This window comes from Actinoplanes lutulentus, from assembly GCF_003259845.1.
GTDB classification, from domain to species: Bacteria; Actinomycetota; Actinomycetes; order Mycobacteriales; family Micromonosporaceae; genus Actinoplanes; species Actinoplanes lutulentus.
Genome location: NZ_QLMJ01000006.1, coordinates 234,193 through 250,889 on the forward strand (window position 1 = coordinate 234,193; position 16,697 = coordinate 250,889).

14 protein-coding genes are annotated in these 16,697 nt (G+C 69.8%); 9 read left to right on the forward strand and 5 right to left on the reverse strand.

The features are described from left to right. Nucleotides 1–118: 118 nt before the first annotated feature. The 5 genes from B0I29_RS16400 (at nucleotide 119) to hemB (ending at nucleotide 5,732) form a co-directional block, all read left to right on the forward strand. The gene (locus tag B0I29_RS16400; protein WP_111649853.1) at nucleotides 119–859 is read left to right on the forward strand and encodes a redox-sensing transcriptional repressor Rex; all 741 of its coding nucleotides are present in this window, start codon (nucleotides 119–121) and stop codon (nucleotides 857–859) included. Further along, nucleotides 856–2,172, forward strand: a complete 1,317-nt coding sequence (locus B0I29_RS16405) for a glutamyl-tRNA reductase (protein ID WP_111649854.1) — start codon at nucleotides 856–858, stop codon at nucleotides 2,170–2,172. Before B0I29_RS16400 ends, B0I29_RS16405 begins: the two co-directional genes overlap by 4 nt. Beyond that, nucleotides 2,169–3,098, forward strand: a complete 930-nt coding sequence (hemC, locus tag B0I29_RS16410) for a hydroxymethylbilane synthase (RefSeq protein ID WP_111649855.1) — start codon at nucleotides 2,169–2,171, stop codon at nucleotides 3,096–3,098. The genes B0I29_RS16405 and hemC overlap by 4 nt, the downstream gene beginning before the upstream one ends. Then, nucleotides 3,095–4,681 carry a bifunctional uroporphyrinogen-III C-methyltransferase/uroporphyrinogen-III synthase gene (locus B0I29_RS16415; protein ID WP_111649856.1) on the forward strand — a complete coding sequence of 529 codons (1,587 nt, stop codon included), beginning with the start codon at nucleotides 3,095–3,097 and terminating at the stop codon, nucleotides 4,679–4,681. The genes hemC and B0I29_RS16415 overlap by 4 nt, the downstream gene beginning before the upstream one ends. Before the next feature lie 61 nt (nucleotides 4,682–4,742). Then, entirely contained in the window at nucleotides 4,743–5,732 is a 990-nt protein-coding gene (hemB, locus tag B0I29_RS16420) for a porphobilinogen synthase (RefSeq protein WP_111649857.1), read from the forward strand. On the opposite strand, the gene B0I29_RS16425 is transcribed toward hemB, so the two are convergent. Both B0I29_RS16425 and B0I29_RS46700 read right to left on the reverse strand, forming a co-directional pair. Further along, nucleotides 5,726–6,751, reverse strand: coding sequence for a GNAT family N-acetyltransferase (locus tag B0I29_RS16425; protein ID WP_111649858.1), 1,026 nt, complete (start codon nucleotides 6,749–6,751; stop codon nucleotides 5,726–5,728). The genes hemB and B0I29_RS16425 overlap by 7 nt on opposite strands. An 83-nt stretch (nucleotides 6,752–6,834) precedes the next feature. Continuing rightward, a complete protein-coding gene (locus tag B0I29_RS46700; protein WP_245972559.1) occupies nucleotides 6,835–8,298 on the reverse strand; it encodes a lytic transglycosylase domain-containing protein in 1,464 nt (487 codons plus the stop codon). 102 nt (nucleotides 8,299–8,400) lie between these two features. Here B0I29_RS46700 and B0I29_RS16435 point away from each other — a divergent pair, with 102 nt between their 5' ends. Beyond that, a complete protein-coding gene (locus B0I29_RS16435; protein WP_111649859.1) occupies nucleotides 8,401–8,631 on the forward strand; it encodes an FmdB family zinc ribbon protein in 231 nt (76 codons plus the stop codon). 369 nt (nucleotides 8,632–9,000) lie between these two features. Then, a complete protein-coding gene (locus tag B0I29_RS16440; protein WP_375790632.1) occupies nucleotides 9,001–11,616 on the forward strand; it encodes an adenylate/guanylate cyclase domain-containing protein in 2,616 nt (871 codons plus the stop codon). Here the strand turns inward: B0I29_RS16440 and B0I29_RS16445 are convergent. After that, the gene (locus B0I29_RS16445) at nucleotides 11,603–12,064 is read right to left on the reverse strand and encodes a phospholipase (RefSeq protein ID WP_111649861.1); all 462 of its coding nucleotides are present in this window, start codon (nucleotides 12,062–12,064) and stop codon (nucleotides 11,603–11,605) included. The two genes, B0I29_RS16440 and B0I29_RS16445, sit on opposite strands and share 14 nt — an antisense overlap. Nucleotides 12,065–12,136: 72 nt before the next feature. Between B0I29_RS16445 and B0I29_RS16450 the strand changes: the two genes are divergently transcribed. Continuing rightward, nucleotides 12,137–13,153 carry a potassium channel family protein gene (locus B0I29_RS16450; RefSeq protein WP_111649957.1) on the forward strand — a complete coding sequence of 339 codons (1,017 nt, stop codon included), beginning with the start codon at nucleotides 12,137–12,139 and terminating at the stop codon, nucleotides 13,151–13,153. Nucleotides 13,154–13,172: 19 nt separating this feature from the next. Here B0I29_RS16450 and B0I29_RS16455 read toward each other — a convergent pair whose 3' ends face one another. Both B0I29_RS16455 and B0I29_RS16460 read right to left on the reverse strand, forming a co-directional pair. Next, nucleotides 13,173–14,192 (reverse strand): 2-oxoacid:ferredoxin oxidoreductase subunit beta, encoded by a 1,020-nt coding sequence (locus B0I29_RS16455; protein ID WP_111649862.1) that lies wholly within the window; start codon nucleotides 14,190–14,192, stop codon nucleotides 13,173–13,175. After that, complete coding sequence (locus B0I29_RS16460; protein WP_111649958.1) at nucleotides 14,185–16,038, reverse strand: 2-oxoacid:acceptor oxidoreductase subunit alpha; 1,854 nt, start codon at nucleotides 16,036–16,038, stop codon at nucleotides 14,185–14,187. The genes B0I29_RS16455 and B0I29_RS16460 overlap by 8 nt, the downstream gene beginning before the upstream one ends. Before the next feature lie 204 nt (nucleotides 16,039–16,242). Between B0I29_RS16460 and ndhC the strand changes: the two genes are divergently transcribed. Beyond that, on the forward strand, nucleotides 16,243–16,620 hold the full coding sequence (gene ndhC, locus B0I29_RS16465; protein WP_111649863.1) for an NADH-quinone oxidoreductase subunit A: 378 nt from the start codon (nucleotides 16,243–16,245) through the stop codon (nucleotides 16,618–16,620). Nucleotides 16,621–16,697: the final 77 nt, after the last annotated feature.

Below are 16,697 nucleotides of genomic sequence, written 5' to 3' on the forward strand. Positions count from 1 at the left end.
CACAAGCGCCTACTCTGTGACTCCGACGAGCCCCGCTACCACAGCCACCCCAAGTGGGTTTCACCGGTATCGCACAGACAGGGCTCACCGCAGGTTCGCCTCGTCGGCACGGAGTCAGATGAGTCAGCAGCGTCAAGGAAGCACGCCCGGCGATGCCGGTGTCGTCCCGGCCTTCCCGGATCTCCCCGAGGCGACCATCGCACGGCTGCCTGAATATCTTCGCGCGCTCCACCACCTCGCCGAGACCGGCGCTGAGACCGTGTCCAGCGAGGGTCTCGCGGCGGCGGCCGGCGTCAACTCGGCGAAACTTCGCAAGGACCTCTCCCACCTGGGCTCGTACGGGACCCGTGGTGTCGGTTACGACGTCACCCTCCTGATCGACCAGGTCGAATACATCCTCGGCCTCGACAAGAACCGGGCGGTCTGCCTGGTCGGTGTCGGCAACCTCGGGCACGCCCTGGCCGGTTACGCCGGCTTCGCGAGCCGTGGTTTCCGCGTGGTGGCCCTCTTCGACGCCGACCAGGGCAAGGTCGGCGACACGGTCAACGGCCTCGTCGTGCGGCACATCGACGAGCTGCCCCAGGTCGCCGCCGAGGAGTCGATCGCCATCGGCGTGATAGCTACTCCTCCGGGCTCGGCCCAGGCAGTCGCGGACGTGCTGGTCGCCGCGGGTGTGACAAGCATCCTCAACTTCGCGCCGGGTGTCCTCTCGGTGCCGCCCAACGTCGACGTTCGTAAGGTGGATCTCGCCATCGAGCTGCAGATCCTTTCGTTCCATGAGCACCGCAAGGCGTCTCTGACCGCGCTGCCCGGCGGCCGGTCCGCCCCGGCGGGCAATCAGGAGGCGGTCGGATCGTGAACCTGCTCAGCATCGGTGCGTCGTACCGCACCGCCGACGTCGCAGCGCTGGAACGACTCGTGATCCCCGACTCCGCGCTGCCCGGCCTGCTGCAGAAACTGGTCGCTCAGCCGTACGTCGGTGAGGCCGTCGTGGTCTCCACCTGCAACCGGGTCGAGGTCTACGCGGCCGTCACCGGTTTCCACGGTGGTCTCGGCGACATCTGCAACGTGCTCGCCGAGCACTCCGGCATCCCGGCCAGCGAGCTCGCCAGCCACCTTTACGTGCACTACGGAGAGGCCGCGGTCCGGCATTCGTTCCGGGTCTCCTCCGGGCTCGACTCGATGGTCGTCGGCGAGGCGCAGATCCTCGGGCAGCTGCGGGACTCGTACCACGCGGCGACCGAGGTGGACTCGGTCGGCCGTCTGCTGCACGAGCTCATGCAGCAGACGCTGCGGGTCGGCAAGCGGGCGCACTCCGAGACCGGCATCGACCGGGCCGGCCAGAGCGTCGTGACGGCCGCGCTCGACGTGGCTGCCGACCATCTCGGCGTCGACCTGACCGGACGGTCCGCGCTGGTGATCGGCGCCGGCGCGATGGGCGCCCTGTCGGTGGCGACCCTCACCCGGACCGGTGTGGGGCCGCTGCGGATCACCAACCGGAGCATGGACCGGGCTGATCGGCTCGCTGAGGCGTACGGCGCGGTCGCGGTTCCGTTCGAGGAGCTCGAGCGGACGCTCGGCGAGGTGGACATCGTGGTCAGTGCGACCGCCTCCATCGAGCCGGTGCTGACCCGGGACCGCCTCACCGCGGCGCTCGCCGCCCGGGACGGCGCTGAGCACCCTCTGATCGTGCTGGACCTGGCCGTGCCCCGGGACGTGGCGCCGGACGCCGCTGACCTGCCCGGACTCGTCGTGGTCGACATCGACGGGCTCGCGGCGAGCCGCCGTGCCCTGCCGGCGGCGGCCGAGACCGCGGCCGTCGAGCAGATCGTCGCCAGTGAGGTGGACAACTTCCTCGGCTGGCTGCGCGGGGCCGAGATCGCGCCTACCGTGGCGGCGTTGCGGACCCGTGCCGAAGATGTGGTTTCGGCCGAGATGCGCAAGTTGATCTCCAGGCGGCCGGATTTCACCGAGGAGCAACGGGCCGATGTTTCCCGTACCCTGCACCGGGTCGTGCAGCAGCTGCTGCACTCGCCGACCGTGCGGGTGCGCCAGCTGGCCGCGGAGCCCGGCGGGGATCAGTACGCCGCGCTGCTGCGAGAACTGTTCGACCTGGACGTGCCGCTCGCCACTCACGCGAACGCGGTGCCGGAGATCGGGGGGAAAGCGTGACCGCACCACTTCGTCTCGGCACCCGGGGGAGCGCGCTGGCGCTCACCCAGTCGCAGATGGTCGCCGACGCTCTGACCGCCGCCACCGGTCGCGCGGTGGAGCTTGTCCGGATCGTCACATCCGGCGACCGCTCCGCGGCGCCGGTCGCCGAGCTCGGCGTGGGTGTCTTCGTGTCCGCGCTGCGTGACGCGCTGATCGCCGACGAGATCGACTTCGCCGTCCACTCGTACAAGGACCTGCCCACCAGCGACTACCCGCGGCTGCACATCGCCGCGGTGCCACCGCGGGAAGACCCTCGTGACGCCCTGATCGCCCGGGACGGTTTGACGCTCGCCGAGCTCCCACCCGGCTCCAAGATCGGGACCGGGGCGGTGCGCCGAATCGCGCAATTGCTGGCTTTGGGCCTAGAGTTGCAGGTCACGCCGATTCGGGGGAACGTGGACACGCGGATCGCGCGGGTTCTCGGCCCTGAGGCCGACCTCGACGCGGTCGTCCTCGCCCGGGCCGGCCTGGCGCGCCTCGGCCGGACCGCGGAGATCACCGAGACGCTCGACCCGATGCTCATGCTGCCCGCCCCTGCACAGGGCGCGCTGGCGGTGGAGTGCCGGGCCGACGACACAGACCTGGTCGAGCTGCTGGCCGCACTCGACCATGCACCGTCCCGCGCCGTCGTCACGGCGGAGCGGGCGTTGCTTGCCACGCTGGAGGCCGGGTGCTCCGCCCCGGTCGCCGCACATGCCGAACTTGCCGAGGGTGAGAACGGCGACGAGATTTACCTGCGCGGTGCGGTGATCAGCCCGGATGGGGTTCGAGCCATCCGGCTGTCGCGCACCGGAACGCCCGCCAGCGCGGCGGAGATCGGCAAGGCGCTCGCCACCGATCTCCTCGACGCCGGCGCCGATACCCTGATGGGGAGCACAGAATGACCACCCGCACCGCCCGTAAGCCAGCAGGACGCATCGCGTTCATCGGCGCCGGACCCGGCGACCCGGAGCTGCTGACCCGTCGCGCGTACGCGGCGCTGACCGATGCCGACCAGGTGGTCTACGACCGTGGCGTGCCCGAGTCACTGCTGAGCGCCGTCCGTTCCGACGCCAAGGAAGACGCCCAGTTCAGCCCGGCTGAGGGTGCCCCCGGCGACGTCGCCAAGGTGCTGCTCTCCGCCGCCAAGTCCGGTCTCTCCGCGGTGCACCTCGTCGCCGGTGACCCGTTCGGGCACGAGTCCGTGGTGAAAGAGGTGCAGGCGGTCGCGCGTACCGCCGTGCACTTCGAGGTGATCCCCGGTATCGGCCAGGCCGAGGGTGTCGCGGCATACGCGGGTGTCCCGCTGCCCGGCGTCCGCATCGCCGCCGACGTCGACGACGTCACCACCTTGGACTTCGACGCGCTCGCCGGCGCTGCCCAGAAGGGCTCGTTCGCGGTCGCCGTGGACGCCGGTGACCTCGCCGCCGTCCGTGACGGTCTGCTCGCCGCGGGCGTCGAGCCGGGTGTGCCGGTCGGCGTGACCGGCGACGGCACCGGTGAGACGCAGTACACCACCACCTCGACCGTGGACAGCTTCGTCGCGGCGGCGCTCGGCTTCACCGGCCGGGTCGTGCTCACCGTCGGCTCGGACGTCGCCGAGCGCGACAACCTGAGCTGGTGGGAGAACCGTCCGCTGTACGGCTGGAAGGTTCTGGTTCCGCGTACCAAGGAGCAGGCCGGCGCGATGAGCGCCCGGCTGCGTGCCTACGGCGCGATCCCGTGCGAGGTCCCGACCATCGCGGTCGAGCCGCCGCGCACCCCGGCCCAGATGGAGCGCGCCGTCAAGGGCCTCGTCGACGGCCGGTACGCCTGGGTGATCTTCACCTCGGTGAACGCGGTCCGCGCGGTCTGGGAGAAGTTCGCCGAGCACGGCCTCGACGCCCGCCACTTCGGCGGCGTGAAGATCGCCTGTATCGGTGAGGCGACCGCCGAGGCGGTCCGCGCGTTCGGCATCCAGCCGGAGCTCATCCCGGCCGGCGAGCAGTCCAGCGACGGCCTCCTCGCCGAGTTCTCGCCGCACGACGAGATCCTCGACCCGGTCGGCCGGGTGCTGCTGCCGCGTGCCGACATCGCCACCGAGACCCTCGCGGCCGGGCTCATCGAGCGCGGCTGGGAAGTCGACGACGTCACCGCGTACCGGACCGTCCGGGCGGCCCCGCCGCCCGCCGAGATCCGCGACGCGATCAAGTCGGGTGGCTTCGACGCGGTGCTCTTCACCTCGTCCTCGACCGTACGGAACCTGGTCGGCATCGCCGGCAAGCCGCACGCCCGCACTGTCGTCGCGGTGATCGGCCCGAAGACCGCCGAGACCGCTGTCGAGTTCGGCCTGCGGGTCGACACCCAGCCGCAGAACGCGTCGGTGCCGGACCTGGTCGAGGCGCTCGCCGAGTACGCCCTCGAGCTTCGCGAGAAGCTGGCGGCGATGCCCGCGAAGCAGCGCCGCGGCTCCAAGGTCCAGGGGCCGACGGCTCTTCGATTCCGCTGATTCATACGAAGCGCGCCGGTTGTCCAACCGGCGCGCTTCTTCTTTTGAAACGGGAGCCCCGATGTCCTTCCCCGACATCCGCCCGCGCCGTCTCCGGCGCACGCCTGCGATCCGCCGCCTCGTCGAGGAGACCCGGGTCGCGCCCTCCGAGCTGGTCCTCCCGCTCTTCCTGAAAGACGGGCTGACCGAGCCGAAAGCGATCAGCACGCTGCCCGGCGTCTTCCAGCACACCCGGGAATCGCTGCTCAAGGCCGCGCACGAGGCGATCAGCGCCGGCGTCGGCGGCCTGATGCTCTTCGGTGTGCCGGACAACGCGGACAAGGACGAGACCGGTTCGGCGGGCCTCGACCCGGACGGCATCCTCAACGTCGGCGTTCGCGATCTGCGGGCCGAGTTCGGCGACGCCACCGTCATCATGAGCGACCTCTGCCTCGACGAGTTCACCTCGCACGGGCACTGCGGGGTGCTCGGCGCCGACGGTTCCGTCGACAACGACGCCACGCTGGAGATCTACGGCCGGATGGCGGTCGCCCAGGCCGACGCCGGCGCCCACATGGTCGGCCCGTCCGGGATGATGGACGGCCAGATCGGCGTGGTCCGCAAGGCGCTGGACGCCGCCGGCCACCAGGACATCGCGATCCTGGCGTACTCGGCGAAGTACGCGGGCGCGTTCTACGGCCCGTTCCGTGAGGCTGTCGAGTCGAGCCTTCAGGGCGACCGCCGGCAGTACCAGCAGGACCCGCCGAACCTGCGGGAGGCGCTGCGCGAGGTCGACCTGGACGTGGCCGAGGGCGCCGACATCGTGATGGTGAAGCCCGGCCTGCCGTACCTCGACGTGATCGCCGCGATCCGGGAGCGGGTCACCGTGCCGGTGGCGGCGTACCAGGTGTCGGGGGAGTACGCGATGGTCGAGGCCGCCGCGGCCAACGGCTGGATCGACCGCGAGCGGGCCATCCTGGAGTCGCTCACCTCGATCAAGCGCGCCGGGGCCCAGATCACCCTCACCTACTGGGCCACCGAGGTCGCCCAGTGGTTGAGAGAGCGTTACTGATTTTCCCGGGGCTCCAGGGCCTGCACCAGGTGGGTCACGTCGGCGATGTACTCGAACCAGTCCCGGTCGGACTGGTAACCGAGCTCGGCGTTGACCTTCAGCATGGACTCGTTCTGCTGCGCGTTCCACGTCTGCACCTGGCGCAGGCCGGGCTCGGCTGAGCGCAGCTCGAACAGCATCCGGGCCTTGATCGCGCGGTCGATGCCGTAACCACGGTGTTCACGGACGACGATCGTGTCGTACTGATCGGCGCGTTCCGGGTGCTGCGCCGGGACCACTACCTCGGTCAGGCCCGCGACGGTCCCGCTCGCTTCGTGGATGGCGAGCACGATGTACGGCTTCAGGCCCCGCTTGTGCAGCGTGTCGATCGACTCCCGGAGCCGCTGCGGGTCGGACGACCGGGGTGCCAGGTCCAGGTCGTCATCGTCGTTCTGCGCCTCGGCCTTGGCCTGTGCGTACGCCTCCAGCAGCGAGTCCGGCGGCCCGCCCGGGTGATATTCGATCCGGTAACCGGTGCTTATCCCGCTCGCCATCGCGCCCAGGGTCAGCCAGTCGACCGAGTCCAGGTTGAGCACGCTGCGGGTCTCCACGTACTCCTTCTCGAAGCCGAGCGACTCGTAGAACGCGATCGCCGGGGTGGCGCCGATCGCCTCCACCCCGATCGAGGTGAAACCTTCCAAGTACGCCCGGCGGGCGGCCACCCCGACAAGCTGACGGCCGAGCCCACGACGGCGAAGGTCAGGCCGGACCAGGATCTCCAGCACCCCGATGTCACCGAGCAGCAGGATGTTGACGTGGGCGAAGATCTGGCCCTCGCCCTCGGGAACCCGGTCGTCCTCGACCACCCAGGTGATCCGCCGCTCGCCGGGCATGGTCTCGGCGAGATAGTCCCGGACCTGCACGTCACGCCAGGGTGGATCGTCGGGAAGGTCTGCGGACATGGCCGCGTTCACCGTCTCCACGAGCGACTGGATCTCGGCCGCGGACGCGGAGCGTGGATCCCATTCACGCACCCTCACCCGTACATCGTGCCGTTTACGTGACCATCAGGGAAGTGCTGGCCACGCAAAAGTATGGGCACGCTCACCCAGAGTCGCGAATTTCAGCCTCGGCTGCGGCGTCCGTAGTCGTCCGCGAACTGGAAAACCTTCTGCGCGTACGGCCGGACCGCGTTGTAGGAGAGGATCGCGTCCCACCAGGATTCCGCCTTGGTCAGGTCGCGTCCGCCCTTGCAGAGGTACACGGCGGCGGTCATCGCGGCGTCGTCGATGTCGTTCGGGTTCTTCACACCGTCGTTGTCGGCGTCGACAGCGCTCTCTTTCCAGGTGGCCGGGATGAACTGCATCGGCCCGATCGCCCGGTCGAAGGTGGGGTCGCCGTCGAGCTGGCCCTGATCGGTGTCGGTGATCAGCATCCGGCCGCCCTTGCCGTCCAGCTGGAGGCCGTAGATCGTCGGCGTGGAGACGCCGTCGACGCCGAGGACAGCGCCGTTGTGGCTGCCGTGCTCGGACTCGACCTTCGCGATGGCGGCGAGGGTGGTCCAGCTCAGGTGGCAGGCCGGTGTGGTCTTCGCGGTGACGAGTTCCGCGTACCCATAGGCCTGCACCGCGACGACCGGGATGCCGACCTGGGTGCCGACCTGGGTGGCCCAGCTGGCGAGAGCGTCAGCGGGCCGGGCGCCGCCCACTGCGGGCTGCGTGGTGGACAGCCCGGTCGGCAATCCGGTCGGCAGGCCGGTGATGCCGGGCAGGCCGGTCGCCCCGACGGTGGGGACGCCGGTGGTCACACCGGTGGGCAACCCGGTGGAGAGATCGGTGGGCAGCCCGGTCGGCAGTCCGGTCAGCCCGGCTGCGGGATCTCCGGGAAGACCGCCGGGCGCGGCGGAGGCCGCTGCCGCGGCCTCGCCGCCGAACGTAGGCGTCGCGCTGGGCGCGGGCGCGGCGTCCAGAGCCTTGGGTACGAGATAAGCGCCGGACGTACCCGCCAGGACGACGAGCGCCACGATCACGAAGCCGGGGATGATGACGCGCCCGCTCGGACCCTTGGCCCAGCCGGCGGTGGCTTTCCCGGCCCGCCCGGCGACATGCACCGGCCGGAACCGCCGAGTCTTGGTCACCGCGGCCCCGGCAGTGTTGCCGGCAGTGGCCCCTGCGGCCTTGCCAGGATCGCCCTTGCCGTCCGAACTGCCCTCACCGGCGGCAGCCTTGGCGGCCGGCTCCTTCTTGCCCGCAGCGTCGCTCTTGGCGGCCTCCGAAGGCTTGCCGGCGTCTGAGGGCTTGGCTGCCTCTGCGGGCTTGGCCGCGTCTTCCTTGCTCCGCTGCTTCGGCACGGCGACGGTGTCCGGTGTGGCCTTTTCCGCAGGCATCGCACCGACCTGCGGCATCGCGCCGACTTTCGGCCCCTCGCCCGGCTTTTCCGACTTATCAGTCTTATCCGTCTTGTCGGAGGAGGCGGCCTCGGAACTCTCCGACGGGGCAGCACCAGAACTCTCCAGCGGCCCGCCCTTATGCGGTGCCGCCGTACGCAGCTCGATTCCCTCTGCCGGTGTCTTGGGGGCCTCCGTCACGGGCACGACCATACCCGTTCGTGTCACACCTGACGGAAGTCGTTCCGGCCATGTGGAGAACTCCCGGTGCACGGATCACCGCAGGGGCCCTACGCTGGTCGGATGCCGCGTTATGAGTTCCGGTGCCGCGCCTGCGCAGCCACCTTCGAGGTCAGCCGTCCGATGAGTGATTCCGCCGCGCCCGCGTCCTGCCCCCAGGGCCACGGCGACACCGTCAAGCTGCTGTCCACAGTCTCCGTCGGCGGAGGTGCCGGCCGCGGCGGCGCGGCCCAGGCCGCACCCGCGCCGGCCGCCGGTGGTGGTGGCGGTTGCTGCGGCGGTGGCTGCTGCTGATTCGGTACGCGTCACCGCGCCGGCAGTAACCGAGCGCCCCCCGCGAAGCCGCGCGGTGACTCAGAGCAAACCTCCAGTCTCGACTCCGGCGGGTGATCCTCCGCTCGCGCCGAGTGTCGATTTGTTGCCCCGTTTGGGTACACCCGAACGTCCTGACGGTTTTGGCTGTACGCGGCGTTTCTGTCTTCGATCTCTTTCGTTACGAGACGCGTAGTCCCGTACGTCACGCGTCGATGCCGCGATCAAAAGTAATCCGTAAGGGGTCGGCCGTGGCGGGCATGTGATTACCGTCCGTTTCTACGATGGGCGGTGACTCACAGGTACGGCAGCATGAGTCGCGACTTCCACAAAGGGGGCGGAGGATCCACCGTGTCGGGATGGAACGAGCTACCCAGCGGGCTGGTGACCTTCATGTTCACGGACATCGAGGGTTCGACACGGCTTGCTCGGATGCTCGGCGAGGCATACCGGGGAGTTCTCGGTGCGCATCGATCAGTGCTACGCGCTGTGTTGGCCGACTTCGGTGGTGTTGAACTCTTAACAGAGGGTGACTCATTTTTCATCGCTTTCACCGACGCTGACGCGGCCGTCGCCGCATGCGTCGAAGCGCAGCGCCGGCTGTCCGCACACGACTGGCCGAGGCGGGACGCGATGCCCCGCGTCCGGATGGGACTGCACACCGGACGGGCCACTCCGGTCGGTCGTGAATACGCCAGCGCCGAGGTGCACCGGGCGGCCCGAGTCTCGGCCGCGGCACACGGTGGACAGATCCTTTGCTCCGAGGCGACAGCACTCGCTGTGACCGCCGCCTACACCGCGTCCGCCCGTCCGCCCGGCGGCCGAGCCTCGAATCTGGCCTCGGTCGACATGTTGGATCTGGGCGCGTTCCGGCTGCGTGGCTTCGACGACGACGAGCGGATCTTCCAGGTGGTCGCGCCCGGGCTGGAACGCGAGTTCCCCCGGCCACGCACCGCCGAGGCGCCCCGGCACAACCTGCCCGCCGCGCACAGCCGTTTCGTCGGCCGCTCCGCCGAGTCCGCCGAGCTGGCCGAGCTGATCAGCCACAACCGGCTGGTCACCGTGGTGGGCCCGGGCGGCGCCGGCAAGACGAGACTGACGCTCGCGGTCGCTGAGCAGCTGCTTCCGGCGTACCCGGGTGGTGTCTGGACGATCGATGCCGCGACCGCGGCAGATGGCTTGCCCACCACCCTGGCCGCGGCTCTGGGTCTGCGGCCCGAACCGGGGCGTCCGATGATCGACACCCTGGTCGAGCAGTGCGCCGAGCGGCGGATGCTGGTGCTGTTGCAGACCTGCGACGCGGCGCCGGCGCTGACCGTGACGCTGGTGCACCGGCTGCTCAGCCGTTGCCGGCGGCTCGACGTGGTCGCGACCGGCAGGGCGCCGCTGGGGATGGCCGGCGAGACCGTCTGGCGGATCCCGCCGCTGGTGCCGGGTGACGCGTTCGCGCTGCTCAGGGAGCGTGCGTCGGCCGCGCAGGGCGGTCGTCCCGGAGACGGTGACCAGCAGCTGGCCAGGCTCGCCGCACGGCTGGAGGGCTCGCCGCTGGCGATCGAGCTGGCCGCCTCCCGGCTGCGGCTGCTGCCCGCCGACCAGCTGGCGCGGCGCCTCGACGACCCGCTCGGCGCTCTCGACAACGACGCGGCCGGTGATGGCCGGCACGCGAGCCTCACCAACAACCTGACCTGGTCCTATCGGACGCTCGGCACCCGCGCGGCGGATCTGTTGCGCCGGCTCGCGGTCTTCGCCGGGCCGGTGGATCTCGCCACGGTCGAGTGGTGCGGGCCCGAATCGATCGGCGCGCTCTCCGAGCTCGCCGACAAGTCGCTGGTCGAGGTCGTGCCGGGTGCGCGCTACCGGCTCTCCGACCAGGTACGCGCATACGCGATCCGTCAGCTCGTCGCGGCCGGTGACGAGCACGCCGTCCGCGACCGCCACCTGACCTGGGCGATGCAGGCGCTGGACCGGGTCGCGACGGACACCGACGGGACCGTTTCGCTCACCGAGCTGAGCCCCTACGTCGCGGAGTGGCAGGCGGCACTGCGCTGGGCCGCCACCTGCGGTGACGTGCGGTCCGGCCTGCGCCTGGCCGGCGCGCTGGACCCGTGGTGGCGTGAGCACGGCGGTGCCGGCGAGGGCCGTGAGCTGCTGGCCCGGCTCTACCAGCGCGGCGTCGGTTTCGTGGACGGCACCGAGCTGGCGGGGGCTTACCTGGTCCACGCCGGACTGGCCGAGGACCGGGGTGAGCGCGAACGTTTCCTGACCCGTGCCGAGGAGCTGGCCCGGGAGTCCGGCGACGCGCCGCTGCTGATCCGGGCGCTCGCCGCCCAGCGGGTGCAGCTGGACGGTGACACCGAGGCGGCCGAGCGGGCCTGCCGCGACGTGATCGCCGAGGCGGAACGGCTCGGCACCTCGTCGGCGGCGCTGCCGGCCGTGCTGGCCCTGGCCGAGCTGCTCTGGCGCCGGGACGCTCTGACCGAGGCCGCCGAGTTGCTCGGCGCCGCCCGGCAGATCGAGGCCGCGCACCCGGAGGACCGGGGCCGCCGCGCGGTGGACTGGCTGCTCGGCATGGTCGCGCTGCGCCGCGGTGACCTGGTCGCCGCGCACGATCACCTGGTGGTGGCGCTGCGGTCGCGGCTGCGGCACGGGTTCCGGGGTGCGGCCGCTGACGCGGTCGCCGCGATCGCCGTGCGGTGCGTGCTGGGCGGTGACACGTCGACGGCGGCGGTCCTGTTCGGTGGTGCGGAGGCGGCTCGGGGCGCTCGGCGTACCGAGTCGTTCGGGGCGTTCTGGTCGGCCCAGCAGACGGCCCTCCGGTCGGCGCTCGGCGACGCGGCCTTCGACGAGGCGTACGCGGACGGCGCCGGTCTCGGATTCGACCGGATCGTGGCGCTGGCTCTCGCGGTCGAGCACCCGGACCTGGAGGACGGCGCGGCTCGTTTCGCGAACGCGGTCAGCGGGTCTTAGGTCTCTCTTTTGAACCGAGCAGGACCACTGTCTGGAAATAGGTGAACGCCAGCGCGTTGCACGGCGGCTGAGCGGCCAGGCGGTGACTGTCGCACTCGGCCCGCAGGTCGGCGCGGAACACCTCGTCCAGACGTTTGCGGTGCTTGGCGAAGGTACCGGCGGCCCGGTAGTTGCGGTACCCGAAGTCGTGGCGCCGGCAGGCCGGCCCGAACCGGAATCCGAACGGCCGCTCCGGGGCGTGGCTGCAGCTGTCGGTGGCCCAGTCGAACCCGTACTCCGCCCATCTGTCCCGGTCGCGCCGCGCGGCGTTCCAGGCGGCCGTGCTCGCGGCGGTCGGTTGTGTCCAGCGAAGCAGCAGAGTGGCCTTGTCGACGGTCGTCGCGGCGGCCGCTGGCTCGGACAGCGAACCGGCCAGGAGGAAACCTGCGACGGCGGCGCGCCAACTCATCGAGCCTCCGATAGCGTCCTACGGGTGTGATCTCCAGCTTGACCGTTAGGGTGAGTGCGTGCGGGCGGTTTCATGATTCATCTGCCGCTGGTCCGTCAGGGACCATTGAAGGCTCTAGCAGCGCGTTTGGCGATGGCGCTTGGCCTCGTCCTGGTCACCGTGATGATCATTTATGCCGATCGCGAGGGTTACCGCGACGTCAATGAGGACGGGCTGACCCTCCTCGACTGCGCGTACTACGCGGTGGTCACGCTCTCCACCACCGGGTACGGCGACATCACCCCGGCGACGCAGAGCGCGCGACTGGTGAACGTCCTGTTCATCACGCCCGCCCGCGTCCTCTTCCTGATCATCCTGGTCGGCACCACACTGGAAGTGCTGACTGACCAGTACCGCAAGGGCCTGCGGGTCAGCCGGTGGAGGCGAAAGTTGAAGGACCACATCATCATCTGCGGTTACGGCACCAAGGGCCGGGCCGCGGTCGCCGCGCTTCTCGAGACCGGGTACGACAAGGCGCGCATCGTGATCGTGGAGAACCGCGAAGCCGGCGTCCGGCAGGCTCAGGCCAGCGGGTTCGTCGTCATCGAGGGCGACGCGACCCGGTCGGCCGTGCTGAACGAAGCCGACGTGAAGAACTGCAAGTCGGTCATCATCGCCACCGACCGCGACGAGGCCTCGGTCCTGATCACGCTGACCGTCCGCCAGCTCACCGCCGGTCAGGTCCGGATCATCGCGGCGGTCCGCGAGCAGGAGAACGCCGCCCTGCTCAAGCAGAGCGGCGCCCACCACGTGATCGTGTCCTCCTCGACGGCAGGCCGTCTGCTCGGCCTGACCACCACCGCCCCGCCGCTGATCGACGTGGTGGAGGACCTGCTCACCCCCGGGCAGGGCATGGCGCTGGCGATGCGCTCGGCCGAGCGCGCCGAGGTCGGCAAGAACCCGCGCGCGCTGATCACCCTGGTGGTCGCGCTGATCCGCCGGGGCAAGGTGCTGCCGCTCGGTGGCGAGGCCGTGGTGACCATCGAGACCGGTGACCTGCTCGTTTACATCCGCGACGACGAGGGCGTGCCGAGCGGCGTGACGGTCTGAGGCCGTGCCTGTGTGACGGCTACAGGATGGTCCAGGTGTCGCCGGCGTTGAGCAGGTTGTTCAGCATCTCCTCCGGAGTGCCGTCGATCTGGGATCTCGCGTCCAGCACCTGCTTGCGCACGATCTCGTCGTAAGACGGGCGCGGCACGTCGCGGAACACCCCGATCGGCGTGGTGGTCAGCTCCGAGCCGGAGAGCCGGGACAGGGCGAACGCGTACGCCGGGTCGTCGACCGTGGCGTCGTGCACGATCGCGGTGCCGCCCTCCTGCACCTTCAGGCCGAAGCTGCCCTCGGGGTGCACGACGGAGAACCGGTCGTCGGCGCCGAACGTGATCGGCTTGCCCTGTTCGAGCCGGATCAAGTGCTCGTCACGGGAGTCGGCGTCCTTGATCAGGTCGAAGGCGCCGTCGTTGAAGATGTTGCAGTTCTGGTAGATCTCGACGAACGCGGAACCCTCGTGCGCGGCCGCGGCACGCAGCACCGACTGCAGGTGCTTGCGGTCCGAGTCGATGGTCCGGGCCACGAACGTCGCCTCGGCGCCGAGCGCCAGCGAGAGCGGGTTGAACGGCGAGTCCGCCGAACCGGCCGGCGTCGACTTGGTGATCTTGCCGATTTCCGAGGTCGGCGAGTACTGGCCCTTGGTGAGCCCGTAGATCCGGTTGTTGAAGAGCAGGATCTTCAGGTTCACGTTGCGGCGCAGCGCGTGGATCAGGTGGTTGCCGCCGATCGAGAGCGCGTCGCCGTCGCCGGTGACCACCCAGACACTCAGATCCGGTCGTGACGTGGAGAGGCCGGTCGCGATGGCCGGCGCACGCCCGTGGATCGAGTGCAGCCCGTAGGTGTTCATGTAGTACGGGAAGCGGGACGAGCAGCCGATCCCGGAGACGAAGACGATGTTCTCCCGGGGGATGCCGAGCTCGGGCATGAACTGCTGGACGGCGGCCAGGATCGCGTAGTCACCGCAGCCCGGGCACCAGCGCACTTCCTGGTCGGACTTGAAGTCCTTGGCGGTCAGCTTCACCGCGACGGGGTTAGCCATTCTTGACCACGTCCTCCAGCATGCTTTCCAGCGTGGCGGCGGTGAACGGAAGGCCGTTGACCTGGTTGAACGGGACCGCGTCGATCAGGAATTTCGAGCGGATCACCGAGGCCAGCTGACCGAGGTTCATCTCCGGGACAACGACCTTTTCGTACGCTGCCAGCACCTCACCGAGGTTGGCCGGCAGCGGAGCGAGGTGGCGCAGGTGGGCCTGTGCGATCGACAGGCCGCGCTGGCGCAGCGCCCGGCAGGCGGCTCCGATCGGGCCGTAGGTGGAACCCCAGCCGAGCACCAGCACTCGCGCGTTCTCTTCCGGGTCCTCGACGTCGACGTCCGGCACCGGGATCGCGTCGATGCGCGCCTGCCGGATCCGGACCATGTGCTCGTGGTTCGCCGGGTCGTAGGAGATGTCGCCGGTCTTGTCGGCTTTCTCCAGGCCGCCGATGCGGTGTTCGAGTCCGGGGGTGCCGGGGATGGCCCATGGTCGGGCCAGCGTCTCCGGATCTCGCAGATAGGGCAGGAAGTGCCCGTCGGGAGCGTTCGGCGCCGTGGTGAACGCGACCGAGATGTCCGGCAGCTCGTCCACCGAGGGCAGCGACCACGGCTCGGAGCCGTTCGCCACGTAGTTGTCGGAGAGCAGGATGACCGGGGTGCGGTAGGTCAGCGCGATCCGCGACGCCTCCAGAGCGGCGTGGAAGCAGTCCGACGGCGACCGGGGTGCGATCACCGCGAGCGGCGCCTCGCCGTGCCGGCCGTACAGCGCCATGTTGAGGTCGGCCTGCTCGGTCTTGGTCGGCATGCCTGTCGACGGGCCGGCCCGCTGCACGTCGACGATGACCAGGGGCAACTCCAGCGCGATGGCGAGCGAGATGGTCTCGCTCTTGAGCGCCACACCCGGTCCGGACGTGGTGGTCACGCCGAGCGCTCCGCCGTACGACGCGCCCAGTGCCGCCCCGATCGCGGCGATCTCGTCCTCGGCCTGCACCGTGGTGACGCCGAACCGCTTGTGCTTGGAGAGCTCGTGCAGGATGTCCGAGGCCGGGGTGATCGGGTACGCGCCGAGGAAGAGCGGCAGTTTCGACCGGACGGCCGAGGCCACCAGCCCGAGCGCGAGCGCCTGGTTGCCGGTGATGTTCCGGTACGTCCCGGGGCGCATCTTTGCCGGTTTCACCTCGTACCGAACCGTGAAGGCCTCGGTGGTCTCGCCGTAGTTCCAGCCGGCCTGCAGTGCGGTCTTGTTGACCACGACCAGGTCCGGACGCTTCGCGAACTTGCGCTCCAGGAACCGCAGGGTGGACTCGAACGGGCGGGAGTACATCCAGCTGAGCAGGCCGAGCGCGAACATGTTCTTGGCGCGTTCGGCGTCCTTTTTCGAGACGCCGAGCTCGGCCAGCGCGCCGACCGTCATCGAGGTGAGCGCGACCGGGTGAACCGCGTAGCTCTCCAGTGACCCGTCCTCAAGCGGGCTGACCTGGTAACCCACCTTGGCGAGGTTGCGCCGGGTGAACTCGTCGGTGTTCACGATGATGTCGGCGCCGGCCGGCAGGTCGGCGAGGTTGGCCTTGAGCGCCGCCGGGTTCATGGCGACCAGAACGTTCGGAGCGTCGCCGGGGGTCAGGATGTCGTAATCGGCGAAGTGCACCTGAAAGCTGGAGACCCCGGGCAGGGTGCCTGCCGGTGCGCGGATCTCGGCGGGAAAGTTCGGAAGGGTCGAGATGTCGTTGCCGAGCTGCGCGGTCTCCGACGTGAATCGGTCCCCGGTGAGCTGCATCCCGTCGCCTGAGTCTCCGGCGAATCGGATGACTACTCGGTCCAGCTGCTCGACTCGCTTCGCGGGAGCGGCCACGTTCAACCTCCATAAGACGCGGTCCGGCGGCTTAAGTTTGTCGATGAGCCGGCCCGCAAATCGTCACTTCCAGACTACGTCGCCACTCCTTACAAAGCGGCCGCGGACCGTTGCCCACGGTAGCGGTGCGGACAAAGTCCCAGCCAGCAATGTCCACCATGCGGCACGTAATTCGCGGGCCCTGGTCGGTTAGGCTCCCCGATCGTGGACGGATATCTCGGTTCGTACGCGACGCTCGGGCTCGTCCTGGCCGCCGGAGTGCTGCTGTTCGTGGCCGCGTTCGGGGCGAACAGGCTGCTGCGGCCGTCGAACCCGGCGGAGCCGGTGGGCAAGCGGATCTCGTACGAGAGCGGCATCGACCCGGTCGGCGGGGACTGGGCTCAGGCGCAGATCCGGTACTACGTTTACGCGTACCTTTATGTCCTTTTTGCGGTTGAGGCCGTATTTCTCTTTCCGTGGGCGGTCATCTTCGACCGTCCGGAGTTCGGCGGCGCCGCCATCGCCGAGATGGGTGTCTTCGTCGCGGTGCTTGCGCTCGGGATCCTTTATGCGTGGCGTAAGCGCATTCTGACCTGGACCTGAGCACCGGCCGCCCAGTTATGGGCGTCATCGACCGGGTGGCGGGCTCGCCACCGGAAAGCCGACATGTCAACATCGTG

What these genes read in the sequence shown, in the direction of transcription:
- B0I29_RS16450 (WP_111649957.1), top strand. Translation starts at nt 12,137, where the DNA reads ATGATTCATCTGCCGCTGGTCCGTCAGGGACCATTGAAGGCTCTAGCA.
- hemB (WP_111649857.1), top strand. Translation starts at nt 4,743, where the DNA reads ATGTCCTTCCCCGACATCCGCCCGCGCCGTCTCCGGCGCACGCCTGCG.
- B0I29_RS16435 (WP_111649859.1), top strand. Translation starts at nt 8,401, where the DNA reads ATGCCGCGTTATGAGTTCCGGTGCCGCGCCTGCGCAGCCACCTTCGAG.
- B0I29_RS16415 (WP_111649856.1), top strand. Translation starts at nt 3,095, where the DNA reads ATGACCACCCGCACCGCCCGTAAGCCAGCAGGACGCATCGCGTTCATC.
- B0I29_RS16400 (WP_111649853.1), top strand. Translation starts at nt 119, where the DNA reads ATGAGTCAGCAGCGTCAAGGAAGCACGCCCGGCGATGCCGGTGTCGTC.
- B0I29_RS16455 (WP_111649862.1), bottom strand. Translation starts at nt 14,192, where the DNA reads ATGGCTAACCCCGTCGCGGTGAAGCTGACCGCCAAGGACTTCAAGTCC.
- B0I29_RS16445 (WP_111649861.1), bottom strand. Translation starts at nt 12,064, where the DNA reads ATGAGTTGGCGCGCCGCCGTCGCAGGTTTCCTCCTGGCCGGTTCGCTG.